Origin of the sequence: Emergencia sp. JLR.KK010 (genome assembly GCF_037018265.1) — a bacterium.
Taxonomy (GTDB): domain Bacteria; phylum Bacillota; class Clostridia; order Peptostreptococcales; family Anaerovoracaceae; genus Senimuribacter; species Senimuribacter intestinalis.
This window is the reverse complement of the sequence record NZ_CP143550.1, coordinates 2,622,272-2,648,361: the sequence shown is the minus strand read 5'-3', so window position 1 is coordinate 2,648,361 and position 26,090 is coordinate 2,622,272. Positions and strand designations below refer to the sequence as shown.

Below are 26,090 nucleotides of genomic sequence, written 5' to 3'. Positions count from 1 at the left end.
ACTGAAACTTTTTGAACTGCTGCAAAATGCAGATTATGAGTGTATGCAAGGTTCTTTGGAACTTGCGGTTACAGGAATTTTCTACCATTGTGATAAAGTCATAGAGGGCTGCGTCTTTGTCTGCATTGAAGGTGCGGAAGATGATGGTCACGACTATGCAGAGGAAGCAGTTAAGCGAGGGGCGAGGGCAGTGGTCTGCCAGAAAGCTCTTAGCTTGTCAGATGATATTACGATTGTCAGAACTACAGACAGCAGACAGCTGATGGCGGAAATGGCAGGCGCGTTTTATGGCTATCCTGCCCGAAAGCTCTGTCTTATCGGGGTAACCGGTACTAAGGGAAAAACGACGACGACTTTTATGATACAGGCAATACTGAAAAGAGCAGGACAAAAATGCGGGCTAATTGGAACGGTGCATACGGATACAGGAGAAGAAATCATTGAAAGCACCCATACGACGCCGGAATCGGTGGAGCTGCAGGCGTACCTTAGAAAGATGGCAGACTGTGGCTGTACCGCTTGTGTGATGGAGGTGTCGTCTCAGGCGCTGAAGCTTAAGAGAGTACACGGACTGTATTTTGACTATGCCGTGTTTACTAATCTGTCAGAAGATCATATCGGGCGCGGTGAACATCGGGATTTTGCTGAATATGCGGCTTGCAAGGCGCAGTTGTTTCAGACCTGTAAAGAAGCGGTGATAAATGCAGATAACCCATATGCACAGCGAATGGTAGAGGACAGTGCTTGCAAGATTGTTACTTATGGAATGGAGAAGCACTGCGGTTTTAAGGCAAAGAACTTGGATTATGTCAAAATTCCCGGAAAATTAGGAGTGGAATTTGAGATTACAGGCGATTATAATATAGACTTGGTTGTGGGATTACCCGGGAAATTTTCTTGTTACAATGCTATGGCAGCAGCGGCGGTTTGCAGCAGGATGAAGATAGGCAAGGAAAGCATTCGTACGGCACTGCGTGAAATCTTGGTGCCGGGCAGACAGGAAATGTTTGCGGCAGGTCCCGGTAAAGTCATCATGGTGGACTATGCACATAACGGCGTAGCCCTTGAAAATTTACTGAAGTCTTTGCGGGATTATCACCCGAAGCGTCTGACTGTGGTTTTTGGCTGCGGTGGGCAGAGAGACAAAAACAGACGAACAGACATGGCGAAAGCGGCAGCTGCCCTTGCAGATTTCTCAGTGGTCACTTCCGACAACCCGAGAAAAGAAGAGCCGGAGGTAATTATCAGCGATATTACCAGAGTTCTTGCAGAACAGAGAAGCTGTTTTACGGTGATTGCAGACAGAAGAGCGGCGATTCGTTATGCGGCGGAGCATTTGCAGGATGGTGAAATAGCCATCATTGCAGGTAAAGGACACGAAAACTATCAGATTATTGGAGAAGATAAAATACATTTTGACGATCGTGAGGAAGTTCTGGCGTCAATAGAAAAGGTGAAACATGAACACGATAACTTTAGGAGAAATTGAAAAGGCGACGGACGGAAAGATTATTTCTGGACAGAGCAAAGAAGAGATTTTTGCAGTTTGCACAGACTCCCGCACGGCAAAAGCAGGAGACTTATTCGTCCCCATTGTGGGAGAGGTACATGATGCTCATAAATTTATACCACAGGTAAAAGAAAAGGGTTGCACGGCGGTGCTTACTGCAAGAGAAGATGCAGTGCCCGAGGGCATCAGCGCAGTTCTGGTTTCCGATACCACAAAAGCATTGCAGCGGCTAGCTGCCTGGTATCTTGAGAGATTGCAGCTGAAAACGGTTGCTGTTACTGGCAGTGTGGGCAAAACCAGTACCAGAGATATGGTGCATGCTATCTTAAAACAAAAGTATTGTACCGGTGCCACAGTAGGAAATTTCAATAATGATATCGGCGTTCCACTGACGATTTTTTCCTTTGATGATACAATGGAAGCTGCGGTTTTGGAAATAGGAATGGATCACTTTGGTGAAATCCATCGCCTTGTAGACATCATTAGACCTGACATCGGCATTATTACCAATGTGGGGATTTCTCACATCGAGAATTTGGGCAGCAGAGAAGGCATTTTCTCCGCCAAGATGGAGATTACCGATTACTTCGGGAAAGAAAATACTCTGGTTGTAAACAGCTCCTGCGATATGCTGCAGAAAGCAGAATTTAGGGGTGACTATGATGTGATTAAGGTTTCTCTGGAAGAAGATCAGGGAGACTATACTGTAAAGGATATAGAAGATTTCGGGACGGAGGGCATTGCTTTTACTTTGGCGGCGGAAGGACAGACGTACAGGATTTCTCTGCAGGTTCCAGGCGCGCATAATGCGCTTAACGCAAGCCTTGCCGTTGCGGCATGCAGAAAGCTGGGTGTTTCTATCGAGGAAGCAGCAAGAGGCCTTGTAGCTATGGAACTGACTGGAAAGAGGCTTTCCATCAGGGAAGCCGGAGGAATTAAGGTGATTGATGACACCTACAATGCGGCGCCTGACTCCATGAAGTCAGCCTTGAACACTTTAGTCAGCGCTAAGGGAAACCGTAAAATCGCTATTTTAGGCGGCATGAATGAACTGGGAGAAAACTCTGCTGTTTATCATCAGGAAATCGGTGCTTACGCTGCAGAAAAAAATATCGATCTTTTGATTGCTGTAGGAGAGAAAGCAGGAGATATAGCTTTGGGGGCAAACCACGCAGGGATGGATACGAAGGTGTATTTCTATAATACAAAGAATCAATTCTATGAGGAAGCTATGGGACTCTTTAAACCGGGAGATACCGTTCTGGTAAAAGGTTCCAGAGCCATGGGCATGGAGGAGATTGTGGATAAAATTTTGAAGGAACAGGAGTAACACACATGCAGATTTTTCAACTCGTATTTTTAGCAGCTTTAGGAATGATTGCGGGCACGATATTGACCTCACTGGAAATTCCTATTCTCAAACATAAACAGTTTCAGCAGTTTATCAGGGAAGAGGGCCCGCAGTCTCATCTTTCTAAGGAAGGAACGCCTACCATGGGCGGCATCGCTATCTTTGCGGCACTGGTTTTAATGACTTTTATCGGTGGGTATGTGTCCACGGACACTTTCGTTATGTTGGCGGTGACACTGCTCTTTGGATTAATCGGCTTCTTTGATGATTACATCAAGGTTGCAAAAAAACATAATCTGGGACTTCGTGCATGGCAGAAGCTGGTGCTGCAAATTCTTTTTGCAGGGGCACTGGCCGTATATATGGCAAATTATTCTGGTTACGGAACTGAGGTATGGATTCCGTTCATCGACAAGTATATTGATTTTGGCGCGCTATACATTCCTTTTGTCATCTTTGTCGTTGTTGCTATGGCAAATGCGGTGAATCTGACTGATGGACTGGACGGCTTATCTTCTGGCGTTACAGCGCTGGTAGCATTCTTCTTTGCCATCGTCGGCATGGAGTTTGGGCATAATAGCGCAGCGATTTTCTGTACAGCGCTGACCGGTGCATGTTTAGGTTTTCTGGTATTCAACAGATACCCTGCAAAGCTGTTCATGGGAGATACCGGTTCTATGGCTCTTGGCGGTGCGCTGGCGTCTGCGGCGATTATTATGAAAGTGGAATTTCTGTTGCCGATTGCAGGACTGATTTATGTACTGGAAGCACTGTCTGTTATCATTCAGGTGGGATATTTTAAAATGACCGGCGGCAAACGCTTTTTCAAAATGGCCCCGCTGCACCACCACTTTGAAATGTGCGGCATGAAAGAAAAATACGTAGTTGCTATGTTCTGGTTTATTGCACTGGTTTGTTGCGGCATCGCATATCTTGTTGCAAATATCTAATCGCACGTATTTGACAGTGTATATATGATTTGAAAATGGAAAGATTAAACAGGAAAGAAAAATGTTAGGGTAAGAGGTAAGACTATGAGTGGAAATTTAAACAACATTCGAAATAAAAAAGTTTTAATCGTAGGTCTGGGAAAATCAGGAATTGCTGCAGCACAGGCAATGCTTCGCCTTTCCGCAGAAGTTTCCATTCAGGATTCAAAAAAGGAAGAAAAGATAGATGGACAGCTTCTTGCCTTCCTCAGGGGCAGAGGGGTAACCTGTTACTTTGACAGGGTGCCGGCTGATATGGGGCAGTTCGATATGCTGATTTTAAGCCCGGGTGTGAGCCCTGAGCTTGCTTTTATCAAGGAAGCCCAGGAAGCCGGTGTGGAAATCATAGGAGAAATTGAAATTGCTTATCGAATCGGACACGGTCGGTATGCTGCGATTACAGGAACCAATGGGAAGACTACCACAACCACGCTAGTTGGCGAAATTTTCAAGGCGGCGAAGAGAAAAACCTACGTGGTCGGCAATATCGGTGTGGCTGTGATTTCTGCTTCTATGGACGCAGAGGAGGACGCATGGCTGGTAACGGAAACCAGCAGTTTTCAACTGGAAACCACCAGGTACTTTAAGCCAGTGGTGTCGGCAATTTTGAATCTGACCCCGGATCATTTAAATCGTCATCATACCATGGAAGCTTATGGAAAAGCGAAAGCGAAGATCTTTGAAAACCAGAGAGAAGACGGTTATCTGGTCATCAATTACGATGACAAAGCCTGTTATGCGTTGGCAAAGGACTGCAAGGCAAATATCGTGCCTTTCAGCAGAAAAGAAGAACTGCCTTTTGGCGCATTTGTCAAAGACGGGCAGATTGTCATGAAAACGAAAAATGGAGATATAATAGAAATATGCGCAGTTGATGATCTTTTAATCATCGGCAGTCACAATTTGGAAAATGCGCTAGCGGCAGCAGCGATTTGCTATTTTGCGGGGATTGAACCTAAGGTGATTGCAGATACTATCAAAAGCTTTGGCGGTGTTGCCCACAGACTGGAATACTGCGGTGAGGTAGACGGCGTAAAATACTATAACGATTCCAAGGGAACCAATGTGGATGCGGCAGTGACAGCAATCAGGGCTATCAAAAAGGATATCCTGCTCATTGCAGGCGGCGATGCCAAGGGACAGGATTTCGCAGAACTGGTGAAGGAATTTGACGGCAGCATAAAACAGTTAATTCTTCTTGGTAGAGATGCGCATATGATTAAAGAAGCGGCGGAAAAGGCGGGATTTACCGACTTTGTAAGCTGCAAGAATATGGACGAATGTGTGCGCATGGCGGCGCAGATGGCAGAGCCGGGAGATACGGTGCTGCTTTCCCCTGCTTGTGCAAGCTGGGATATGTATGATAATTTTGAACAAAGGGGAGACCACTTTAAGCAGTGTGTCAGCGGGTTAGACAGATAATGAAATTAAACTTATGGAGCAGGAAAAACTTAAGAGCGAGCGATTTTGTAATTATTGCTATGGTGACAATTTTAGTCATCTTTGGGGTAGTTATGGTTTTCAGCGCTAGCTATTATAAATCTATCAACGAGTCAGGCTCTCCTTATGATTACCTGATCAGGCAGGGTATCTTTGCCCTCAGTGGATTTGTGATTATGGCGGTCTGCTCCTATTTGGATTACCACCTTTTCAGGCGGCTTTCTATCCTGATTCTTCTTGCCAGCTTTATCCTTCTGCTTCTGGTATTGACTCCACTGGGCAGAGAGGAAGGCGGTGCGACGAGAGCCCTTTACATCGGCTTCACCATTATGCCGGGAGAAATTGCAAAGGTTGCCGTGATTATTTTTACGGCGTCATTTCTGGCAAGCGATACAAAGCTGATATTGTCTTTTAGTAAAGGTGTTTTACCGCTGCTGATACTAATGGGGGTCTTTGGCGGTCTGATTATCAAGCAGCCGAACCTTTCTACGGCTATCACGGTGTGCGGTATTATTGCGGGAATCATGTTTCTTGCAGGACTGCAGTGGAGATACGTGATTGGTGCAGCAGTCGCCGGAAGCGCGGCTGTGGTCGGACTGATTGCTATCGGAGACGACATCGGTATGCGGCATTGGAAGAAGAGAATTGTAGCATTTACAGATCCTTTTGCAGACGCTCTTGGCGATGGCTTTCAGGTAGTACAGTCTCTGCTTGCTCTCGGCTCCGGCGGACTGTTTGGTTTGGGCCTTGGCAAGAGCATTCAGAAGAACTTGTACCTGCCGGAACCACAAAACGATTTTATCATCGCCATCATTGGCGAAGAACTTGGACTTGTGGGGCTTTTGATTCTGCTGGCCGTATATGCGGTGCTGATTTGGAGATGCTTTCACGTATGCCTCAATGCGCCGGACCGTTTCGGTATGCTTCTTGCGGGCGGAATCACCATCATGATTGGTCTGCAGGTTGTTTTAAATATTGCGGTTGTGACTTCATCTATGCCGGCAACAGGTATCGCCCTGCCGTTTATCAGTTACGGCGGTAATGCCCTCTGGATTTTCATGGGGTGCTCGGGGATTATACTGAACATTTCCAGACAGAGCGGCAGCAGTGAAGAAAGCGGCAAGACAAAAATGCATTAAGACAGGTTAAGGCAGATTGAGGAGAGAAAAAATGAGAGTGATTGTAACAGGCGGCGGCTCCGGCGGACATATTTATCCTGCCATTGCCATTGCAGATAAAATAAAAGAAAAAGAACCGGATTCAGAAATTCTCTATATTGGAAATGACATCGGACTTGAAAAGGACATCGTGCCGGGTACGGGCTATCCGATGGAGCTGGTATCAGCAAAGTGGCTTGATCGGCGTAACATTTTTAAGATTTTCGACACTGGACTTTCTACGATGCGCGGGATTGGTCAGGCGCTTAGGATTATGAAGAAGTTTAAGCCTGATGCTGTGGTAGGAACCGGCGGCTTTGTCTGCGTGCCAGTCATGTATGCAGCGCATAAATACGGTGCAAAGTGCTATCTTCACGAGCAGAATGCTTATCCTGGTGTAGCAAATAAGACGCTGGAAAAATTTGCGGATAAAATTTTCCTGGGATTTCCGGAGGCAAGTCATTATTTTCATCAACCGGAAAAACATGTGAATGTAGGAAATCCGGTACGCCAGCGGTTTTATGATGTGGATCAGCGGGCTGCAAGAGAAAAACTTGATATTGGAAGCAATGATTTTGTAATATTTTCCTTTGGCGGAAGCCAAGGCGCTGAAAAAATCAACGAAGTAGCTTTTGATTTGATGGAAGCGGTAAACGGTCATAAAGGTGTGACCTTTATCTTTGGAACAGGCAGTCAGTACTATGATGAAATTTTGAAAAAAGCTGAAGAAAAGAATATCGAGATACAGCCCAACATTCGGGTGAAGTCCTATATCAATGACATGGAAACTTATCTGGGTGCGTCAGACCTTATCATAAGCCGTGCAGGGGCTTTGTCTGTAGCTGAAACCACGGTCTGCGGAAAGGCTTCGATCCTGATTCCGTCACCAAACGTAACGGGCAACCACCAGTTCTTTAATGCAAAATCTGTAGCGGACAAGGGCGGCGCAGTTCTTATCGAAGAAAAAAATCTGACTTCGGAGCTGCTTCTTTCTGAAGTGATGAGACTTAGAAATAATCTAACGACTCTTACTGAGATGAGCAACGCCAGCAAAGCCTGCGCACCTCTTGAGGCAACTGAACTGATTTATGCGGAGATGAAAAAGGATGAGCGAGTATAAGGACATAGAGTTTAAAGAGGTTGAACGAAAAAAGAAGGTCAGAAAGAAGAAAAACTATTTGCTGCGGTTTTGTGTGTTCATTGGGATTTTTGCAGCGGCAGCTTTATTTCTTTCGTCCAGTTTTTTCGACGTCAAGACTATTGAGGTAGACGGAAACGGATATTACGATGCAGAGGAAGTGAGAAACCTGGCAGTAGCAACCACAGGCAACAATATTTTCTGGGGCGGTGATGTTAGCACAATTGAGGACAACCTTTTGAAGGATCCTTATTTTGAGGAAGTCAGTGTAAGGCGGAAGCTTCCGTCGACGCTGATTATTGAGGTTAAGGAGCGGACTCAGATTGCGGCTATTGTTTATGGCGAGCAGTATGTGGTCATCGATAAAGATGGACTAGTTCTTAGAAAAAGCAAGGTCGATCCTAAGATTACGCTGCTTACGGGATTTACTATCAGTAAGTTGTCAGCAGGTGAAAAAGTGGAGGCAGAGGAGGCAGCGACGCTGAAAACCACGCTGACTATGCTTCACGCAATGCAGAATGGAGATGTTTATTTTAAACGTATTGATGTATCCAGTATCGTGCTGCGGGCTTACATATACGACACACTTGTGGTAAAGGGCACTGCAAAGCAAATTTTAAGCGGACTGGAAAGCGGAGACTTACAGAAAGTAATTAACAATTTATTGAAAAGCGACACCACGAGAGGCACAATTCATCTGGGAGAGCATAATTATATGCCGTTTTCACCAGAATTTGAATAAAAAAATGGTGCAAAGAAATAAATTGTGTGATAAAATAAAATATATTATGGGATGCAAGGAGGCAATTTAGCATGTTGCAATTTGAGACAAGTCAGGATAATGCAGCAGTCATCAAGGTCATCGGGGTCGGTGGCGGCGGCTGTAACGCAGTCAATAGAATGATGGAGGCTGATTTGAAGGGCGTGCAGTTTATCGCAGTCAATACCGATAGGCAGGCGCTGAATAGATGTAAGGCAGAAACCAAAATTCAGATTGGTGAGAAGCTGACAAGGGGTCTTGGAGCAGGAGGAAATCCAGAAGTTGGACAGAGATCTGCAGAAGAGACTTTAGATGAGATTACAAGCCTTTTAGAAGGTTCCGATATGGTCTTTATTACCGCCGGTATGGGCGGTGGTACTGGCACAGGGGCAGCGCCGATTATTGCCAAGGCTTCCAAAGATCTTGGAATCCTTACTGTAGGCGTTGTAACCAAGCCTTTCTCCTTTGAAGGAAAGAAGAGAAAGGATCAGGCTGAACTGGGGCTGGGCTTTTTAAAGAAGTATGTAGACTCATTGGTTGTTGTACCAAACGATAAATTGTTACAGAACTGCGAGAGAAACACCTCCATGCTGCAGGCATTTACTATGGCAGACGACATCCTGAGACAGGGTGTACAGGGTATTTCTGATTTGATTTCGGATTTTGCATTAATCAACGTAGACTTCGCCGATGTCAAGAGCGTCATGACGGACAGAGGTATTGCACACATGGGTGTGGGCAGAGGAAGCGGCGAGAACAGAGCCAAGGATGCAGTTACATCCGCCATCGAAAGTCCGTTGCTTGAGACCACCATTGCAGGTGCAAGAGCTATCCTGCTGTACGTATCCGGCGGATATGACCTGGGTATGCTGGAAGTCAACGAAATTGCAAGTCTGGTAGAAGAGCAGGCAGATAGAGAAGCAATTCTGATCTTTGGTGCGGCTGTCAGCGAAGAAATGAATGATGAGGTTGCAATCACTGTTATTGCAACAGGCTTTGGAGAGGGTCTTGATGAGGCTCCCGTAAACTATAGCAATTTCCAGAAGAAATCACCGCAGGAGGTTGTGACCACTGAAAATGGATTGACAGGAAGAAGCGTAACCCTTGGTGAAATCTTTGAAGAGACCAAAGACGAGGATCAGAGCAATTCCAGATTCGATTTGCCTGACTTCTTAAGTGGGCAGAAATAAGACACAAGCGCTATGTTTAAAAGCCGGCATTTTTTGACCGGCTTTTTCGTGTAATTACTATGATAAAAGAAATTAGTTCTAAGGAAAACAGAATATTCAAGGAATGCCAGAAACTATCTCAAAAGAAATATCGGGATAGAGAAGGACTTTATCTCGTCGAGGGAGAAAATCTTTTGGCGGAGACACCTTCTGAGCAGATTCATTACATAGTGAGCAAAAAAGGGAAGGAATCACTGGTTCCGCCAGCATTAAAGACGCAGCAGATTTATGTCATGGATGAGAAACTCTTTGACAAAATTGCACAGACTGAGACCAGCCAGGGCATTATGGCCGTCATAGAAAAGCAGACCTATAGCGCAGAAGAGCTGGGGAGTCTATGCGGTGCAGGTACCAATCTGGTGGTTTTGGATAGATTACAGGATCCGGGCAATATCGGCACCATTTTGCGGACTGCCGAGGGTGCAGGGTACGCTGCTGCTGTGATTGTCAAGGGCACAGGTGATGTCTATTCGCCGAAGACCATTCGCAGTGCAGCTGGATCTGTCTTTAGGATCCCTATTATTCATGTCGAGGATAATAGGGAGCTTAGAAAGCTTGTGGACAGTCTGGGCAAACGCCTTACGGTCACCTGCTTTGATACCGACAATGATTATTTTGATGTGGACCTTTCCAAAGACACAGCCCTGGTCATCGGAAACGAAGGCAATGGCGTATCTTTGGAACTGATAGAAATGGCGGACATCAAAGTCAAGATTCCGATGAAGGGCAGATTGGAATCTCTCAATGCTTCTGTAGCGGCGGGCATTCTAATGTACGAGGCTGCGAGGTACAAATAAATTTAGTATATAAGGGCAAAGAAATATTTGAAAAGAGGTTTAAGAACATGCAAGAGAAACTGAAGCAAATGCTGGAAGAAGCAAAATCGCAGCTTGAAGCTGCCACTTCTTTAGCAGATACGGAAGACGTAAGAGTAAAGATTCTCGGTAAAAAGGGAGAACTGACAGCAATCCTGAAATCCATGGGCAAGCTTCCGCCAGAAGAAAAGAAAGCGCTGGGTATGGCTGCCAACAAAGCAAAGGCGGAGTTTGAACAGCTCCTTTCCCAAAAGGCTGCCGAAGTAAAAGAAAAGGCAAGAGAAGCTAGGTTCAAGGCAGAAAAAATTGATGTAACCGAGCCGGGCAAAGAAGTCGTATTCGGTGTAAAACATCCGATTACGCAAGTAATCGACGAAGTAGTAGAAATCTTTAAGGGCATGGGCTACTCCGTTTACGAAGGACCGGATGTAGATACGGTGTATAACACATTTGATGCGCTCAACTCTCCGGAAAACCATCCGGCAAGAGATATGACCGATACATTCTATGTAAGCGAAGATACGGTATTAAGACCTCATACCTCTTCGGCAGAAATCAGAGCAGAGCACGATTTGGCGCTGCCATATAAAGTTTTGATTCCGGGCAGATGTTACAGAGTAGATACCCCGGATGCTACTCATTCTCCAACGTTCCATCAGATTGAAATGATGGTTATCGGTGAGGGTATTAATATGGGCGACCTAAAGGGATCTCTTGACCATATGGCGAAACAGCTCTTTGGTCCGGAGACAAGAACCAAGTTCCGTCCGAGTCACTTCCCGTTCACCGAGCCGAGCGCAGAAATGGACGTTTCCTGTTTCAAATGCGGCGGCAAGGGCTGCCCTGTTTGCAAAGGAAGCGGCTGGATTGAAATTCTGGGCTGCGGTATGACGCACCCGCACGTACACCAGGCAGGCGGCATCGATACAGAAAAGTATACCGGCTTTGCAGTAGGTATGGGTGTAGAGAGAATCGCTATGCTGAAGTACGGAATCGATGACATTCGTTACCTCTATGAAAACGACATGAGATTCATCGAGCAGTTCAAATAGGAGGTTATATACAATGTTAGTATCATTAAATTGGTTAAAAGATTATACAGATGTCAATGTGCCAATTGAGGAATTTTGCAACCGCATGATTATGTCCGGCTCTGATATGGAAACTTGTGATGAGCTTGGGACTGGTATTGAAGGTGTTGTGGTTGGCAGAATCGATAAAATCGAACAGCACCCTGACGCAGATAAACTGGTCGTTTGCCAGATTAACGTGGGAGAAGATGAGCCGCTGCAGATTGTAACGGGAGCGACCAACATTTACGAGGGTGGTTACTGCCCGATTGCAAAGCATAACAGCCATATTCCGGGACCGCTTCACGGTCAGCCAAAGGTAGAAGGCGGTGTAAAGATTACCAAGGGCAAGCTGAGAGGCATTGTTTCCAATGGTATGATGTGCGGACCACAGGAACTGGGGATCGAAGATAAGATTGCACCGTATATTTCCAAAGATGGTATTTGGATGCTGCCAGGCAACTGGGACGAACATCTGGGTGAAGACTTTGTGGAAGCTTTGGAACTTCACGATTATGCCATCGACTTCTGCATTACGCCAAACCGTCCGGACTGCCTGTGCATGCTGGGTATGGCAAAGGAAGCGGCTGCAGTATTTGAAGAGAGAATGACTTATCCGGAAAACGAATGCGAAAAGACCGATGAGAATGCGTCCGACTACATTTCCGTAGAAGTCAGAAACGAGAACTGTCTGCGTTACACTGCAAGAGTCATTAAAGACGTAAAAATCAAGCAGTCTCCGTGGTGGCTGCAGAAAAGACTGATGGCAGCCGGCATGAGACCGATTAATAATATGGTAGATATCACCAACTTTGTCATGATGGAATACGGTCAGCCACTTCACGCATTTGATATTAGAAGCGTTGCAGGCAGAAAAATCATCGTTGACGTGGCAAAAGACGGCGACAAGTTTACCACTCTGGATGGACAGGAAAGAGATATCTACTCCGATACGCTGATGATTAACGATGCTGAAAAACCAATCGGTATCGCAGGCATCATGGGTGGTCTCAACTCTGAAATCGTAGATGATACCAACACAGTACTGGTAGAGTCCGCATGCTTCCACAAGAATTCCATTCATCGCTCTATGAAGAAGCTGGAAATGAGAACGGAGGCCTCTGCAAGATACGAAAGAGGACTGGATCCGAACCTTGCTGAAGCAGCAGCTGACAGAGTTTGCAAGCTGGTAGAAATGCTGGGCTGTGGTAAAGTCTTAAACGGCAGCGTGGATGTGTATCACAATCCGCAAAAGCCTGTAACTATCAGCTGTAGAGTTAGCAAGGTGAACAAGGTGCTTGGCACTGATATTCCTAGAGAAGAGATGGAAGGATATCTGAGAAGACTTGACATGCAGGTAGAAGGTGAAGGCGATATCATGCTGGTAACTCCGCCGACTGTTCGTCAGGATATGAAGGAAGAAATTGACTGTGTCGAAGAAATTGCAAGATTGTATGGATTTGATAATTTACCGCTGACACTGCCGAAGGCTGATACCGTTGGAACCGTTTCCAAGAGCTGGGGACTGCGTGATATGACTAGAAACCTGCTCTGCGGCATGGGTCTTAATGAGATTCAGACCTATTCTTTCTCCAACAACAAAATTTTAGATAACATCGGAATTGAAGAAGATTCCTGGGAAAGAAATCTGGTTGAAATCATCAATCCGATGGGAGAAGAAACTGCTGCCATGAGAACCCTTCTGACACCAGGTATGTTAGAAGTTCTGGGCAGAAACTATGCAAGAAATATCGAAAGAGTAGGAGCCTATGAGCTTGCTTTGACCTTTATGAACAATCTGATGGATCCAAAGGCTCTTCCGATTGAATCTTATAACTTGTCTCTCGGTCTTTACGGCAAAGATGAAGATTTCTTTACACTGAAAGGAATCATCGGTACCATGCTGGAGAGACTGGGAATTAAAGAACTGGATTTTGTAGCTGAATCTGACTACAAGGTATATCACCCGGGCAGATGTGCTCGTATTATCACCAAAGACGCAAATGGTCAGGAGGTTGAACTGGGCATCATGGGTGAAGTACATCCAGACGTGAGCGAAAGATACGGAATTGGAACACGTGCATATATCAGTGAACTGTTCTTTGACGTGATTGTAGAACTTTCAAATAGAGAAATTCTGTACCATCAGCCGCCGAAGTATCCGTCAACTTCAAGAGATATCGCAATGATTGTTGACGAGGATTTACAGGTGCGTGACATTGAAAAAGTAATCAGGGAGTCTGGTACAGAGATTCTCAGAGATGTGAAACTCTTTGATGTTTACAGAGGTCAGCAGGTGGATGAAGGCAAGAAGAGCGTTGCGTTCAGCTTGACCTACAGACACGACGAAAAGACCCTGACCGACGAAGAAACCGACAGCGTACACAGCAAAGTTTTAGAAGCCCTGAAAGACGCATTCAAGGCTGTAATAAGGGAGTCCTAACCCGGCGAGTCGAGCCGGAAGAATGACGGCGAAGAGGAGTCGTAGGTAGGACCCCCGTCAGGAGTGCAGCACCAAGAAATGGTGCGTGGCACTCTACGGCGAGAGTCCGAGGTCCGGCGGGAGGGCCGGAAGAATGACGGCGAAGAGGAGTCGTAGGTAGGACCCCCGTCAGGAGTGCAGCACCAAGAAATGGTGCGTGGCACTCTACGGCGAGAGTCCGAGGTCCGGCGGGAGAGCCGGAAGAATGACGGCGAAGAGAGTTCTAACTGATTTTAGCAATACACAAGATACAGAAAAGGTGAACATATGGATAGCAAAGTAACTGTAAAAATTTACGGACAGGAATACACAATCGCAGGAGATAAATCCGAAGAAGAAATTACGAGAATTGCCGAGTATGTCGATAACAAAATGCGTCTCATCAGCAGAGCTTGCGGAGACGCAATGCAGGGCAATATCAGTATCCTTTCTGCCATAAATATTGCAGAGGAGTACTTTGAGGCACTGCGTGAGGTGGAACTGCTTCGCACTGCCAAACAGCAGATGGAAAACGACTCCAAGTATTATCTGAAGATGTGGGAGGACGCAAAGAAAAACTTTGCCCAATATAAGGATAATATGGCGGAGATGAAAAACCAGAAGCAGGAAAGCGACGAACGCTTCAAAGAACTGCAATCCAAATGCACGGAGTTCGAGAATTCCTTTTTCGATTTACAGATGGAGAACATTCAGCTCAAGAGTGAACTTGAAAAACTGAAAAATAATCGATAGAGGATATATTATGAACAAAAAAGCACTGGATGTGTTAGAATATCACAAAATTATTGAGCTTCTGAAATGCGAGGCAGGTTCAGAGATGACCCGGGAAATCATCTCTGAACTTTCTCCCTATACCGATGAACGGGTAATTTCAGAAGAGCTAAGGTCAACCACGGAAGCGGTTGACCTTATTGTGCATAAAGGAGCGCTGCCTACAGGCGGTATCTATGATATCGTCTCAAGCGTTGAATTTTCAAGAAAAGGCGGCACATTGACCATGAAACAGCTTTTGCAGATTCTTTTCAATCTGCGCATTGCTGAGCGGGTTATTTCCTTTACTAAGGGGAGCGATTTGCCTCCTATGCCGCTAATTTCCTCCATGACGGAGCTGCTTGTGGCAATGCCCAGACTTTCTGAGAGAATTGACCGCTGCATTCTGTCTGAAGATGAGATGAGCGACAATGCGTCACCTGCGCTTAGGGATATCAGGCGCAGCATTGCAAGGCAAAATGACGCAATTAAAAACAAGTTAAACCATATTTTGAATACAGCAGATAACAGAACCTATTTGCAGGATGCGCTGGTTACCATGCGCGACGGCAGATATGTGATTCCGGTTAAGCAGGAGCATCGAAGCAGATTTCCGGGGATTATCCACGATCAGTCCAAGGCAGGGGCAACCCTCTTTATTGAGCCGCAGGTCATTGTCAACCTGAACAATGAGCTCAGAGAACTGGAGCTTGCCGAGGAAGGTGAAATCGCAAAGATTCTCAAAGAACTGTCTGAAGCAGTGGCAGAACACTACCACGATATTAAAAATAATCAAAAGCTGCTCTTGCAGCTGGACTTTATTATGGCAAAGGGAAAACTTTCTCGTAAGATGGAGGGAGAGGAACCCCTCATTGATTCGAAAGGCGTGCTTGATATCAGAAGGGGCAGACATCCGCTGATTGACAGCAAGAAGGTAGTTCCGATCAACGTATCGGTGGGAGATGGATACAGGACCTTGGTGGTGACAGGTCCCAATACCGGTGGCAAAACTGTCACTCTGAAAACTATCGGACTTCTTTCCATGATGGCGCAAAGCGGTCTGCACATTCCGGCAAGCAGTCAGAGCAGAATCCCAATTTTTACAGAAATTTTTGCGGATATCGGCGACGAGCAGAGCATCGAGCAGAGCCTGTCCACCTTTTCTTCTCACATGAAGAACATCGTAAAAATTGTGGGTAAGGCAGACCGGCATTCCTTGGTGTTGGTAGACGAACTGGGCGCGGGTACGGATCCGACAGAGGGCGCAGCCCTTGCTATTGCGATTTTGGAAACCCTGTACAGGCAGGGAGCGGTAACGGTTGCCACGACCCATTACAACGAAATTAAAAAATATGCCCTTTCTACAGAGGGAGTAGAGAACGCTTCTATGGAATTTGATGTGGAAACCTTAAGTCCGACTTACAGGCTATCCATCGGCATTCCCGGTAAGTCCAACGCTTTTGAAATTTCAAAGAAGCTGGGGCTTTCGGACAGTCTCATAGAAAGAGCCTCTAAGCTGATTGAGCGAGGCGATATCGAGTTTGAAGACGTCATCGGCGCCATTGAAGCAGATAAGAAAAAAGCTGAAGCTGAGCGTGACGAAGCTATTGCCATTCGCATTACAATGCAAAAACAGCAGGAAGAGGCGAAAGCAAAGCTTGATGAAATCAATAGAAAAAAAGACAAAATTATTGCAGACGCAAGGCAAGAGGCAAGGGAGATGCTCAAAGATGCCAGAGAAACGGCAAGCGAGGTACAGAAAGAGCTGAAAGAGCTTGCTAAGCTTGAAAGCATGGGCGAGCGTAGCAAGCGCTACGATAAGAGCAGGAAGCGTTTGCGGGAAAAAGAAGATAAATATGCAGAGCGAATTGTTGCCAAGGTCAACAGCAACCCGGTCAGTGCTGCAGAAATCAAAGTAGGCGACAGGGTCAAAGTGGTGTCTCTCGATCAGAACGGCGAGGTTTTATCCCTGCCAGATGAAAAGGGAGATTTACAGGTAAAAATCGGTATCATGAAAGCAAACCTGAATGTGGATGATTTAATGCTGATCAATGATGGCACCAAGAAGAAAAAGAAACCGAAAGCCACTGGCTACGGCAGTCTTTATAAGAAGAAAGCCCAGAATATTTCCATCACTATCAATGTACAAGGAAAGTATCTGGACGATGCCATTGTGGAGGTGGACAAATACCTGGACGACGCTTATGTAGCAGGACTTTCCGAGGTGACCGTTATTCACGGCAGAGGCGAAGGTGTTTTACAAAAAGGTCTGCGAGACATGATGAAACGACACAAACATGTGGTCAGCTTCCGCAAAGGAAACTATAATGAAGGCGGCGAGGGCGTGACCATTGTCAGGTTAAAAACGGAGTAAAGAATATGTATGTAATCAGCGGATGTCTTCTTGGACACAATTGCAAATATAACGGTGGCAATAACCGAAATGAAGCGGTCATTGAGTTTTGTAAAGGACGCAGTTTCTGTGTTGTCTGCCCGGAAGCTTTAAGCGGGCTTCCCGTGCCGAGACCGCCTGCAGAGTATATAGGCGGCCATATTGTAGACAAAGAAGGCAGTGATGTTACGAAGGCTTTTGAGAAAGGGGCGCAAATCTCCCTTGAGAAGGCCATAAAAGAAGCCGAAAAGCTCGGCGAACCAATAGATGGAGCAATCCTGAAGGCCAACAGTCCTTCCTGCGGCAGCGGGCAGATTTATGACGGCACCTTTACAGGAACATTAACAGCAGGCTATGGCTGCTTTGCAGGAAAGCTTCGGGACAGAGGAATCAAAGTCATTTCAGAAAAGGAGATTATGGATGGTAAATTTTAAAGAAGAAATTGCAAAGATCATTGCGAAACACGTAGATGGTCTGGAACTTGCAGAAATTATGGATATGGTCGAGGTGCCGCAGGATACCAAAATGGGTGACTATGCGTTTCCTTGTTTTAAACTGGCCAAGGTGCTCAGAAAGGCGCCGCCGCTCATTGCAAAAGGAATCGCTGAGGGAATCAGTGCAGAGCCTCTCTTTGAAAAGGTTGAGCAGGTTAACGCCTATGTGAACATGTTCATTTCCAAAGAAGAATTTGTGAAAGATGTGTTGGATGAAGTTTTGACAACTGGCGAAGATTTTGGAAAATCCAACGTGGGCGAAGGCAAGAAAGTCATCGTGGAGTACTCTTCCCCGAACATTGCAAAGCCGTTCCATATCGGTCACATCAGAAGTACCGTAATCGGTAACTCCATCTACAAAATTTATGATGCCCTCGGCTACGATGTAGTCAGAATCAACCACCTGGGCGACTATGGCACCCAGTTCGGCAAGATGATCTGTGCTTATAGACATTGGGGCAACAAAGAAGATGTCATCAAAGAGCCGATTAAGACTCTGCTCAGCTACTACACTAAGTTCCACGTAGAAGTAGAGGAACACCCGGAACTGGACGATGAAGCCAGAGAAATCTTTACAAAGCTGGAACACGGTGAAAAGGAAGAAACCGAGCTATGGCAGTGGTTCAGAGACGAATCACTGAAGGAATTCAGCCGCGTATACGACATGCTGGGCATTACCTTCGACTCCTACGCCGGCGAAAGTTTTTACTCCGATAAGATGCCGCGTTTTGTAAAGGAATTAGAAGAAAAAGGTCTTTTGGAAGAATCTCAGGGCGCTCACATTGTAAATCTGGAAGAAGAAGGTCTGGGAGTTGCGCTGATTACAAAGTCGGATGGTTCCACCCTTTACATTACCCGAGATATTGCGGCTGCCGTTTATAGAAAAGAAACCTACGATTTTTATAAAAACATTTATGTTGTTGCGTCTCAGCAGAATCTCCACTTCCAGCAGTGGTTCACCATTTTAGGCAAGATGGGCTATGCATGTGCTAAGGACTGCGTTCATGTTCCGTTTGGTCTTGTCAGCCTGGAAGAAGGCACGATGTCCACAAGACATGGTAGAGTGGTATTCCTGGAGGACGTGCTGAACAAAGCTGTAGAAAAGACCAGAGAAATCATCGCAGAGAAGAACCCGAATGCTTCCGAAGGGGATATTGACGAAATTGCAAAGACTGTCGGTATCGGCGCTGTTATTTTCCAGGAACTGTCTAACAACAGAATCAAGGACTATGTTTTCAAGTGGGATAAAGTCCTTAACTTCGACGGTGAAACCGGTCCTTACGTACAGTACACTCACGCAAGATGTGCTTCTGTACTGCGCAAAGCCGGTGATGAGATTACCGCAAAGGCAGCAGCCCTTGAAAACATCGACTGCAAATATCTGTGCAGTGAAAGCGCATATGAACTGGCTAAACTGTTATACAAATTCCCAGAAGTTGTGGCTGACGCAGGTGAAAAATATGAACCGTCTATCGTAACCAGACATATTGTAGATATTGCGCAGAGTTTCAACCGCTTCTATCACGATGAGCATATTCTCACTGACAACGAAGCAGAAAAGACTGCCAAGGTAGCGTTGGTACTGGCCGCGAAAAATGCAATTAGAAACGGCCTTGCGCTTCTTGGCATGAAAGCGCCTGAACGTATGTAATTTTGAAAAGACGGAAAGGAAAAGATAGAAACTATGAGATATGAAGGGGATATTTACAGACCGCCAAGTGAAGCCTACAGTTTGCTGATTCAGGTGACGATAGGCTGTTCTCACAACAAATGTACCTTCTGCAGCATGTTCAAGGACAAAATGTTTCGCGTGCGGGAGGTTTCAGAAGTCATGGAGGATCTGGAAACGGCGAGAAAGACCTATCGCAAGGTGGAAAGAATTTTTCTCTGCGACGGGGATGCCCTTTGTCTGTCAAACGATAAGCTGTTAGTTATTTTGGACAGAATCAGAGAGCTGTTTCCGGAGTGCAAAAGAGTCAGCGTATACGGATCTGCCAAAGACGTACTGCGCAAGACGCCTGCTGAACTTAAAACCCTTCGTGACCACGGCATGGGCATGATTTATCTGGGTGCGGAGTCGGGTAGCCAGAAGGTGCTGGATATGATCTGCAAAGGCGTCAGCCGCGAGGAAATGATTGAGGCTGTCTGCAAAATTGAGGATGCGGGAATCCCAGCATCGGTAACCTTTATTTCCGGTCTTGCAGGAAAAGAGGCCTGGGAAGAGCACGCGGTCGAGACAGGCAAGATGATCAGCGAGATGAACGCTTCCTACGTGAGTCTTCTGACACTGATGTTAGATAATCGTGCGCCTATTGTGGGGCAGATTAATAGAGGTGAGCTTACTCTGCTTTCTGCGGAGGAAGTGGTGGCGGAGGCTTATCTTCTCTTAAAGCACGCAAATCCGACAAAACCTTGCGTATTTAGAAGCAATCACGCCTCCAACTATGTGTCCCTTAGAGGTAATTTGCCGGCTGATAAACCGAGATTGATGGAGCAGCTGGAGCGAGCCATGGCAGATACCGGACTTCTCAAAGACGAAAGATTCAGGATGCTGTAATGAAAATTTTACTGACGACGCTGAATTCAAAATATGTCCATTCTAATCTGGCGCTGAAATATCTCTACAGTGTGGCGGTTGGCTCCGGGCTTGACATTGCCCTTAAGGAGTTTACCATCAACAACGAGATGGGCTACATCTACGGTGAAATTTTGCGAGGCGGCTATGATTTAGTGTGTTTTTCTACTTACATTTGGAATGTGGAGAAAATCTGCCAGCTGGGCAGGCAGCTGAAACAGGCAAATCCATCAATTCGAATTATGCTGGGTGGACCTGAGGCTAGTTATGAGGCGGCATCCTTTATGGAAGAGAACCCTTGGTCAGACTATATTCTACGCGGCGAGGGAGAACTGGGATTTTTCCAGTTCTGCAAAGAACTGGTTCTTGGCGGCAGCGTGCTTTCTGGACTCAATCCGGAAAAGGTCTGCGGGCTTACCTATCGCAAGGACAAAGAGGTGCGGGAGACTGCAGACGGTCCTGTGCTCGCTATGGAGAAACTCCCTTTTCCTTATGAGATTTTGGAGATGGAGACGGACAAAGTGGTCTACTACGAATCGGCAAGAGGATGTCCATATCGGTGCAGCTACTGCCTGTCGTCCTTAGAAAAGACTATCAGAGCCCTGCCCCTTGAGAGAACTTTTAAGGAACTGGATTTTTTTCTTGCTGAGAAGGTCAAGCAGGTTAAGTTTATCGACAGAACCTTTAATTATGATAGAAATCGGGCGAGGGAAATCTGGAAACATCTCATTGAGCAGGATAACGGAGTGACCAACTTTCACTTTGAAATCTGTGCGGAACTTTTGGACGAGGAAACTTTTGCGCTGCTTGGGATGGCGAGGGACGGTCTGTTTCAGTTTGAAATCGGCATTCAGACGACCAATGAGAAAACGCTTACCGCCATCGAGCGAAGCAGCAACATACCGAAACTGCTTTCCAATGTGGAGCAACTGATTGCTCTTGGAAACAGTCATATCCATGTGGATTTAATCGCAGGGCTTCCCTTTGAGGGATATACTTCCTTTGGACATTCCTTCAATGCAGTCTATGCCTTGGGTGCGGACAACCTGCAGCTGGGATTTTTGAAGCTTTTGAAAGGCACAAAGGCACGCAGTAAGGCGGAAAGCTATGGCTATGTGTACCGTAGTGAAGCGCCTTACGAGGTGATTGCAAATGATTTTATATCTGCTGGCGAACTGGTGAGGCTGAAGATGATTGAGCACGTACTGGACCTGTATGCAAACAAGGGCGGATTTTCACAGAGTTTGCACTACCTTTGCAAAGCTTCTTCTGCGACTGCTTTTCGGTTTTATGAGAAATTGTCGGCATTCTTCTATGAGGAAGGCTACCAGCACAGATCGCACAAAAAAGAAGATTTGTACCGTATTTTGTTTCGCTTTGCTTTGCATCTGGAAGAAGATTTTCCGGGCATTTCCGAAAAGACAAAAAGGCTGCTTTCTGCCGATTTAGAGCAGACCATGAATTTTGACGCAGTAAAGAAATTTCATAAAAAAGGATGGGAATTTTAATGGATTTTGAACATAAAGAACCGCAAATTTTGCAGGACCGTATCGGTGAATATCTGCTGCCCCATGCAGACCAGTTTATCTTTGATGAACTGTCGGACAGCTACCTTGAAAAAGCAGGCATTGCAGATATTCTGACCGGTGTTCCGGTGCCAATTCGCAAAACTGCCATGACAGGACTTTCGACCTTGGTAATTGCTAAGAATATGGCATTTATTATCGGCTGTGACATCAACTTCAAATATAGAGATCATTATGTGGCATATATTACCAGAACCTTTACCAAGGAGTTTGTAAAGCCTTTGATTAACGAAGGTGTGGAATCTGCTGCTAAAAATGATTTTGACTATGCCTGTATCTGCTTTCGTAGCGCTCTCTTAATTGATCCTGAGTCCGCTGACGCGCTGTACTGCTACGGCAGAGCCTGCAAGGACTCCTATGAAATCGGAGAAGGGGAAGAGTATGTCGGACGCTATAAGGCAGAGTCCCTGGAAGCCTTTGAAAAACTGACCCTGATGAAACCGGACTTCGACATGGGATTTTACTTCTTGGGTTATGGTTATCTGAATATGGGACTTTACGTAAAAGCGAAGCTGACCTTCGATACCTTTATGGAACTTTCGGATAACAAGGAGCAGAAAGAAGAAGTCAGCGGCTGGCTGGAAAAACTGGCTGAGCCTGTAAAAATCGAAGAGGGCTATAATCATGTGCTGGCAGGCCGCTTTGCAGAAGGAATCACCATTCTGGCCGGCTACAAGGAGGACGAACGTTTCAATACCTGGTGGCCTCTGTGGTACTATCTGGGCGTTGCCTACGAAGCAGAAGAACAACTGGAAGATGCCGAAAGCTGTTATCTTCGAGTTCTGCAGCTTTCACCAAGCAATGTAGAAGCGATGGAAAGCCTGGCCGCCTACTATACGGCCTCCGGAGAGATAGAAAAAGCGGAAAAATATACTAAGAAAATTGCAGTAGTTAAACATAACGCGCAGCTGGATAAAGCAGAGAAAAGCAGCAGCCTGTCCTAAGGATAGGCTGCCGGCTTGTGCGCCAGTCGGCGGCTGGTTGCCTGGTTTAATGAGTTGCGGTCAGCGGCTGGCAGCTGTTTGCGGGCATTGAGTCTGTCAAGCAGTCGCCCACATCCCCTCCTGCGTTGACAAAATTGACAAGAAAGCTGAAATTTGTCAATTTAGTCAAAAAATATCCGAATTTCAGTTGTCTTTTGCTGAATTTTTAAGGAAAGATTGACAAAAGTAGCGAAAAATCGAGAATTTGTCAATGCAGGAAATCTATAACCCCGAGGTCTTCTGATAATTTTTTTGGAAATCAGTAAAAAGCAGGAATAAAACCGGAATTTATTGTTATAATAGACTGTAGATGGTGAGCGGAAGCCTAAATTCGAATTGAATCTGAAAATATAAAAAAAGTAGAAAAAGATATGTCAACCGTAATTGAAAAAGTCCAAAAATAAGTGCAATATTAGCACCAAAAAGCAAGGGTTACCGTGAGCAGTTAAACAGCCCAGGTTGCTTCGTTACCATACATAGCGTAGACATGTTTCATAAAGTTATCTTTGCGCCAAGGATGATGCATAGGCGGGATATTTTGCTTCTTTGGCTTCTTCGCTGCTGCAAGTTCTTTTTCTGTATTGAAATTCCGAGATACTTCTTCATGCAACGGAATCTCTTCCAAGGCGTAAATTCGCCCGTTTACGTTGCAAAACAGCCTGCCGCTAAGGGTCTGCGCTACCAGCACCTGCGTTCCTTTGTAGTAGTTTGTATGCATGCCGGATTCATCCAACATTTTGTACCGATGGTTGTTGAACCGAATGGAATGACCGGCATCCACTATACGGGGTGTGAGCAAGGAAAGAAACAGGTCGATTTTGTCTTTTGAGGGTTGTGTTTCAAATACAGACGTGGTAGGATTAAGGGGTAGAGCGAACTGTGCGTTGAATTTCTTTATGTAGGAGTGAAGGAATTCATTTGCCTGCTCCAGGTTTTTCACGCCTGCCAGTCGTAATTCGACAGGCAGGCGTGATTGTAAGGTTTTAAAAAGACGTTCAACTCTGCCCTTGGCTTGTGGTATACTGGTTGTTTTTAAATCGACACCGAATTGCTTGCATGCATAAGCAAACTGCGTAAATGTATCATTCTCCAAATTTGGAGAATTTTTCTTTTTGTATTCAAATACGGTTCTGCGGTCAGTGTAGAACATATAGGGAATGCCATAATTTTCAAGAATTTGGCGGAAGACCTGGTAGTATCCATGTAAGGTTTCCTGGCTGTCAAAATATGCGCCGACAAGGGTTCCCGTGGCATCGTCAATGGCGGCATGCAGATGGCTTTTGTTTTCGCCAAACCAAAGATGTACAGACGCATCCATTTGAATCATCTCACCGGCATAGGAACATCTGGCTCTGGTAGGATGTGCATCTTCCAGGTCAACGATTGCAGTCTGAAGGCTTTCTTTTTCTGTCTTTGATGTTGCAGTATCCTTTTGGGTTTTTAGCTTGTCTTTGAGTTTCCTGCGAGTCCGTTTCCATGCAAGGGGAGAGAGAATGTCATGAGAGTAAAGCAGATTTCTGACGGTTCCCTCTGAGACCCGGATATCTTCATTCTCAGCCAATTTTTCTGTGAAATGCGTAAGGTTCGAATCATAGTATTTGTTCTGGTAGAGAAGCAGGATAGACTCTTTTAACTCCTCAGAGAGAGCAGATGCAGGTCTTCTGCCTTTGTTTCCGTGGGAAAAGAATTCTTTTCCCTGCGTCTCATAACCTTTGAGCATTCGGTTTACGTGGCGGACGGTACAGCCTAGCTCGACGGCAGCTCTTTTCTTGTTTCCGTTTGTTTCTTTTAGCTTTTTAATCACTTCGTACTTTTTCTGTTCTTTCATTCTAAGTTCAACCTTTCTGATAAAAACCACCTCCGAAGAGATAGTTTACTATGATATGTGTTTTTTAGGAATCCTTTTGGGACATTTTCTCTTGCGCTTTCTTAAGACATTATCACTTTTGGAGCAGAAAAATATAAAAAAAGTAGAAAAAGATATTGACAATAACTGTGATACTGGTGTATAATAATATCTGCCGTCAGGAATGACGGAACATTGTTCCGAGATAGCTCAATGGTGGAGCAACCGGCTGTTAACCGGTAGGCTGTGGGTTCGAGCCCCACTCTCGGAGCCATTTTTTTGACAGATTTGTATTGATGTGCCGGAATGGCGGAATTGGCAGACGCACAGGACTTAAAATCCTGCGATCCTTACCGATCGTACCGGTTCGACCCCGGTTTCCGGCACCAATTTCTTATCTGTACAACTTAATATCGCGGGGTAGAGCAGCTGGTAGCTCGTCGGGCTCATAACCCGGAGGTCGCAGGTTCAAGTCCTGTCCCCGCAACCAGAGAAAAAGAAAACACCTTTCTGATGAATGGTGTTTTTTTGTTGCTTGCGATGACAGGGCTTAAACCTTAGAAGGCTTGCGATATGAAGGAGGAAGCTCCATACTGTTTTTTCCATTCTTTTCGAATAAAGGAAATATTCTTTCCAGCGCTTCCGAAACTGGAAAAAAGTTCAATTTCGAGAGAGAAAAAAGCGGCAGCAGACGTATCAAGATAATTTATTTTAAAACTTTTTTCCCTTACATTCCAACGACTATGGGGAAATGTCAGCTTTTTTCCCTTTCTTTTTGGGAAAAAGTCGGATACAATAACGGCAAAGAAAAGAGCAGGGGGGGAATAAGTGTGATAAAAAATAAGATGCAGATGAGATTCATAGTGTGGATGATTTTTGCAATGGTTTTGCTCGTGCAGCTGCACGCCACAGCAAATGCAGCATATGTAGAAGCCGCACCAGTGCTGGAAACAGCTGATATGACGGAAACATTGACATTGGAGGCTTATGCAAAACGTTATCAAAGAGAAGCTTTGAAGCTGCTTAATGCGTATCGCAAGGCTCACGGAGTAAAACCTCTTTCTCTCAATAAGAAGCTGCAGAAAGCAGCAGATTTGAGAGCGACGGAGGCGTTGCAATATCCACAACTAAGCCACAGGCGCTATAATAAAAAAGGAGAACTTCGAAGTTTTTCCAGCGTGTATACAGATTTGAAATTGCGTATCTCTTATCGGGGCACTGGAGAAAACTTAGCATGGAGAGCTTATCAGACTTCGCCGGAAGCCGCAGCAAAGGGAATGTTTCAGCAGTGGAAGAAATCATCGGCCCACCGCAAAAATATGCTGGAATCCAGGTATGACACTGTGGCTACTGCTATCGCTTATGACAGGACTGGCAGCAGAGGATACGAGTATGGTGCAGCTTCGGTGCAGCTTTTTATCAGCAGCAGGAAGTAGCGAGGGTATTCTTAATAATTCTTAAATCTCAGAAATCCTATATATTTTTCCCTTAGAAAGTTGTAGAATGAATTTTACAGAGAAAAC

General features: G+C 45.5%; 20 protein-coding genes and 3 tRNA genes. 22 read left to right on the top strand and 1 reads right to left on the bottom strand.

What is annotated here, in order from left to right:
- Nucleotide 1: 1 nt before the first annotated feature.
- The 18 genes from V1225_RS12765 (at nucleotide 2) to V1225_RS12680 (ending at nucleotide 22,682) form a co-directional block, all read left to right on the top strand.
- A complete protein-coding gene (locus V1225_RS12765; protein ID WP_338548187.1) occupies nucleotides 2-1,489 on the top strand; it encodes a UDP-N-acetylmuramoyl-L-alanyl-D-glutamate--2,6-diaminopimelate ligase in 1,488 nt (495 codons plus the stop codon).
- Nucleotides 1,461-2,840, top strand: a complete 1,380-nt coding sequence (murF, locus tag V1225_RS12760) for a UDP-N-acetylmuramoyl-tripeptide--D-alanyl-D-alanine ligase (protein ID WP_338546714.1) — start codon at nucleotides 1,461-1,463, stop codon at nucleotides 2,838-2,840. Before V1225_RS12765 ends, murF begins: the two co-directional genes overlap by 29 nt.
- A gap of 5 nt (nucleotides 2,841-2,845) precedes the next feature.
- A complete protein-coding gene (gene mraY, locus V1225_RS12755; RefSeq protein ID WP_338546713.1) occupies nucleotides 2,846-3,811 on the top strand; it encodes a phospho-N-acetylmuramoyl-pentapeptide-transferase in 966 nt (321 codons plus the stop codon).
- An 84-nt stretch (nucleotides 3,812-3,895) separates the two neighbouring features.
- Nucleotides 3,896-5,272, top strand: a complete 1,377-nt coding sequence (gene murD / locus V1225_RS12750; RefSeq protein WP_338546711.1) for a UDP-N-acetylmuramoyl-L-alanine--D-glutamate ligase — start codon at nucleotides 3,896-3,898, stop codon at nucleotides 5,270-5,272.
- Nucleotides 5,272-6,429 carry an FtsW/RodA/SpoVE family cell cycle protein gene (locus tag V1225_RS12745; protein ID WP_338546710.1) on the top strand — a complete coding sequence of 386 codons (1,158 nt, stop codon included), beginning with the start codon at nucleotides 5,272-5,274 and terminating at the stop codon, nucleotides 6,427-6,429. Before murD ends, V1225_RS12745 begins: the two co-directional genes overlap by 1 nt.
- Before the next feature lie 31 nt (nucleotides 6,430-6,460).
- Nucleotides 6,461-7,567, top strand: coding sequence for an undecaprenyldiphospho-muramoylpentapeptide beta-N-acetylglucosaminyltransferase (gene murG, locus V1225_RS12740; RefSeq protein WP_161908983.1), 1,107 nt, complete (start codon nucleotides 6,461-6,463; stop codon nucleotides 7,565-7,567).
- Nucleotides 7,554-8,327, top strand: a complete 774-nt coding sequence (locus tag V1225_RS12735; RefSeq protein WP_338546707.1) for an FtsQ-type POTRA domain-containing protein — start codon at nucleotides 7,554-7,556, stop codon at nucleotides 8,325-8,327. The genes murG and V1225_RS12735 overlap by 14 nt, the downstream gene beginning before the upstream one ends.
- 71 nt (nucleotides 8,328-8,398) lie before the next feature.
- A complete protein-coding gene (gene ftsZ, locus V1225_RS12730; RefSeq protein ID WP_160200510.1) occupies nucleotides 8,399-9,535 on the top strand; it encodes a cell division protein FtsZ in 1,137 nt (378 codons plus the stop codon).
- 59 nt (nucleotides 9,536-9,594) lie between these two features.
- The gene (locus tag V1225_RS12725) at nucleotides 9,595-10,371 is read left to right on the top strand and encodes an RNA methyltransferase (protein WP_160200509.1); all 777 of its coding nucleotides are present in this window, start codon (nucleotides 9,595-9,597) and stop codon (nucleotides 10,369-10,371) included.
- Nucleotides 10,372-10,418: 47 nt separating this feature from the next.
- On the top strand, nucleotides 10,419-11,441 hold the full coding sequence (pheS, locus tag V1225_RS12720) for a phenylalanine--tRNA ligase subunit alpha (protein ID WP_338546704.1): 1,023 nt from the start codon (nucleotides 10,419-10,421) through the stop codon (nucleotides 11,439-11,441).
- Between the two features lie 13 nt (nucleotides 11,442-11,454).
- On the top strand, nucleotides 11,455-13,902 hold the full coding sequence (pheT, locus tag V1225_RS12715) for a phenylalanine--tRNA ligase subunit beta (protein WP_338546702.1): 2,448 nt from the start codon (nucleotides 11,455-11,457) through the stop codon (nucleotides 13,900-13,902).
- Between the two features lie 306 nt (nucleotides 13,903-14,208).
- Nucleotides 14,209-14,673, top strand: a complete 465-nt coding sequence (locus V1225_RS12710; protein WP_160200506.1) for a cell division protein ZapA — start codon at nucleotides 14,209-14,211, stop codon at nucleotides 14,671-14,673.
- Between the two features lie 10 nt (nucleotides 14,674-14,683).
- On the top strand, nucleotides 14,684-17,065 hold the full coding sequence (locus tag V1225_RS12705; RefSeq protein WP_251613614.1) for an endonuclease MutS2: 2,382 nt from the start codon (nucleotides 14,684-14,686) through the stop codon (nucleotides 17,063-17,065).
- A gap of 5 nt (nucleotides 17,066-17,070) precedes the next feature.
- Nucleotides 17,071-17,517, top strand: coding sequence for a DUF523 domain-containing protein (locus tag V1225_RS12700; protein WP_160200504.1), 447 nt, complete (start codon nucleotides 17,071-17,073; stop codon nucleotides 17,515-17,517).
- On the top strand, nucleotides 17,504-19,228 hold the full coding sequence (gene argS, locus V1225_RS12695) for an arginine--tRNA ligase (protein ID WP_160200503.1): 1,725 nt from the start codon (nucleotides 17,504-17,506) through the stop codon (nucleotides 19,226-19,228). The genes V1225_RS12700 and argS overlap by 14 nt, the downstream gene beginning before the upstream one ends.
- A 33-nt stretch (nucleotides 19,229-19,261) precedes the next feature.
- On the top strand, nucleotides 19,262-20,134 hold the full coding sequence (locus V1225_RS12690) for a radical SAM protein (protein ID WP_160200502.1): 873 nt from the start codon (nucleotides 19,262-19,264) through the stop codon (nucleotides 20,132-20,134).
- Entirely contained in the window at nucleotides 20,134-21,660 is a 1,527-nt protein-coding gene (locus V1225_RS12685; RefSeq protein WP_161909260.1) for a B12-binding domain-containing radical SAM protein, read from the top strand. The genes V1225_RS12690 and V1225_RS12685 overlap by 1 nt, the downstream gene beginning before the upstream one ends.
- Nucleotides 21,660-22,682, top strand: coding sequence for a tetratricopeptide repeat protein (locus V1225_RS12680; RefSeq protein WP_160200500.1), 1,023 nt, complete (start codon nucleotides 21,660-21,662; stop codon nucleotides 22,680-22,682). The genes V1225_RS12685 and V1225_RS12680 overlap by 1 nt, the downstream gene beginning before the upstream one ends.
- A 484-nt stretch (nucleotides 22,683-23,166) precedes the next feature.
- Here the strand turns inward: V1225_RS12680 and V1225_RS12675 are convergent, their stop codons facing one another.
- Nucleotides 23,167-24,549 (bottom strand): ISNCY family transposase, encoded by a 1,383-nt coding sequence (locus V1225_RS12675; protein ID WP_338545996.1) that lies wholly within the window; start codon nucleotides 24,547-24,549, stop codon nucleotides 23,167-23,169.
- A gap of 217 nt (nucleotides 24,550-24,766) precedes the next feature.
- Here V1225_RS12675 and V1225_RS12670 point away from each other — a divergent pair.
- The 4 genes from V1225_RS12670 to V1225_RS12655 all read left to right on the top strand — a co-directional run bounded on the left by V1225_RS12670 (nucleotide 24,767) and on the right by V1225_RS12655 (nucleotide 26,003).
- A tRNA-Asn gene (locus tag V1225_RS12670) sits at nucleotides 24,767-24,841 on the top strand.
- Nucleotides 24,842-24,867: 26 nt separating this feature from the next.
- Nucleotides 24,868-24,956, top strand: a tRNA-Leu gene (locus tag V1225_RS12665).
- 25 nt (nucleotides 24,957-24,981) lie between these two features.
- Nucleotides 24,982-25,057: transfer RNA gene (locus V1225_RS12660), tRNA-Met, on the top strand.
- Between the two features lie 340 nt (nucleotides 25,058-25,397).
- A complete protein-coding gene (locus tag V1225_RS12655) occupies nucleotides 25,398-26,003 on the top strand; it encodes a CAP domain-containing protein (RefSeq protein ID WP_338546699.1) in 606 nt (201 codons plus the stop codon).
- Nucleotides 26,004-26,090 lie beyond the last annotated feature (87 nt).

What these genes read in the sequence shown, in the direction of transcription:
- V1225_RS12710 (WP_160200506.1), top strand. Translation starts at nt 14,209, where the DNA reads ATGGATAGCAAAGTAACTGTAAAAATTTACGGACAGGAATACACAATC.
- V1225_RS12685 (WP_161909260.1), top strand. Translation starts at nt 20,134, where the DNA reads ATGAAAATTTTACTGACGACGCTGAATTCAAAATATGTCCATTCTAAT.
- murF (WP_338546714.1), top strand. Translation starts at nt 1,461, where the DNA reads ATGAACACGATAACTTTAGGAGAAATTGAAAAGGCGACGGACGGAAAG.
- argS (WP_160200503.1), top strand. Translation starts at nt 17,504, where the DNA reads ATGGTAAATTTTAAAGAAGAAATTGCAAAGATCATTGCGAAACACGTA.
- V1225_RS12680 (WP_160200500.1), top strand. Translation starts at nt 21,660, where the DNA reads ATGGATTTTGAACATAAAGAACCGCAAATTTTGCAGGACCGTATCGGT.
- murD (WP_338546711.1), top strand. Translation starts at nt 3,896, where the DNA reads ATGAGTGGAAATTTAAACAACATTCGAAATAAAAAAGTTTTAATCGTA.
- V1225_RS12675 (WP_338545996.1), bottom strand. Translation starts at nt 24,549, where the DNA reads ATGAAAGAACAGAAAAAGTACGAAGTGATTAAAAAGCTAAAAGAAACA.
- V1225_RS12700 (WP_160200504.1), top strand. Translation starts at nt 17,071, where the DNA reads ATGTATGTAATCAGCGGATGTCTTCTTGGACACAATTGCAAATATAAC.
- V1225_RS12705 (WP_251613614.1), top strand. Translation starts at nt 14,684, where the DNA reads ATGAACAAAAAAGCACTGGATGTGTTAGAATATCACAAAATTATTGAG.
- ftsZ (WP_160200510.1), top strand. Translation starts at nt 8,399, where the DNA reads ATGTTGCAATTTGAGACAAGTCAGGATAATGCAGCAGTCATCAAGGTC.
- V1225_RS12745 (WP_338546710.1), top strand. Translation starts at nt 5,272, where the DNA reads ATGAAATTAAACTTATGGAGCAGGAAAAACTTAAGAGCGAGCGATTTT.
- murG (WP_161908983.1), top strand. Translation starts at nt 6,461, where the DNA reads ATGAGAGTGATTGTAACAGGCGGCGGCTCCGGCGGACATATTTATCCT.
- mraY (WP_338546713.1), top strand. Translation starts at nt 2,846, where the DNA reads ATGCAGATTTTTCAACTCGTATTTTTAGCAGCTTTAGGAATGATTGCG.
- pheS (WP_338546704.1), top strand. Translation starts at nt 10,419, where the DNA reads ATGCAAGAGAAACTGAAGCAAATGCTGGAAGAAGCAAAATCGCAGCTT.
- V1225_RS12735 (WP_338546707.1), top strand. Translation starts at nt 7,554, where the DNA reads ATGAGCGAGTATAAGGACATAGAGTTTAAAGAGGTTGAACGAAAAAAG.
- V1225_RS12690 (WP_160200502.1), top strand. Translation starts at nt 19,262, where the DNA reads ATGAGATATGAAGGGGATATTTACAGACCGCCAAGTGAAGCCTACAGT.
- pheT (WP_338546702.1), top strand. Translation starts at nt 11,455, where the DNA reads ATGTTAGTATCATTAAATTGGTTAAAAGATTATACAGATGTCAATGTG.
- V1225_RS12725 (WP_160200509.1), top strand. Translation starts at nt 9,595, where the DNA reads ATGATAAAAGAAATTAGTTCTAAGGAAAACAGAATATTCAAGGAATGC.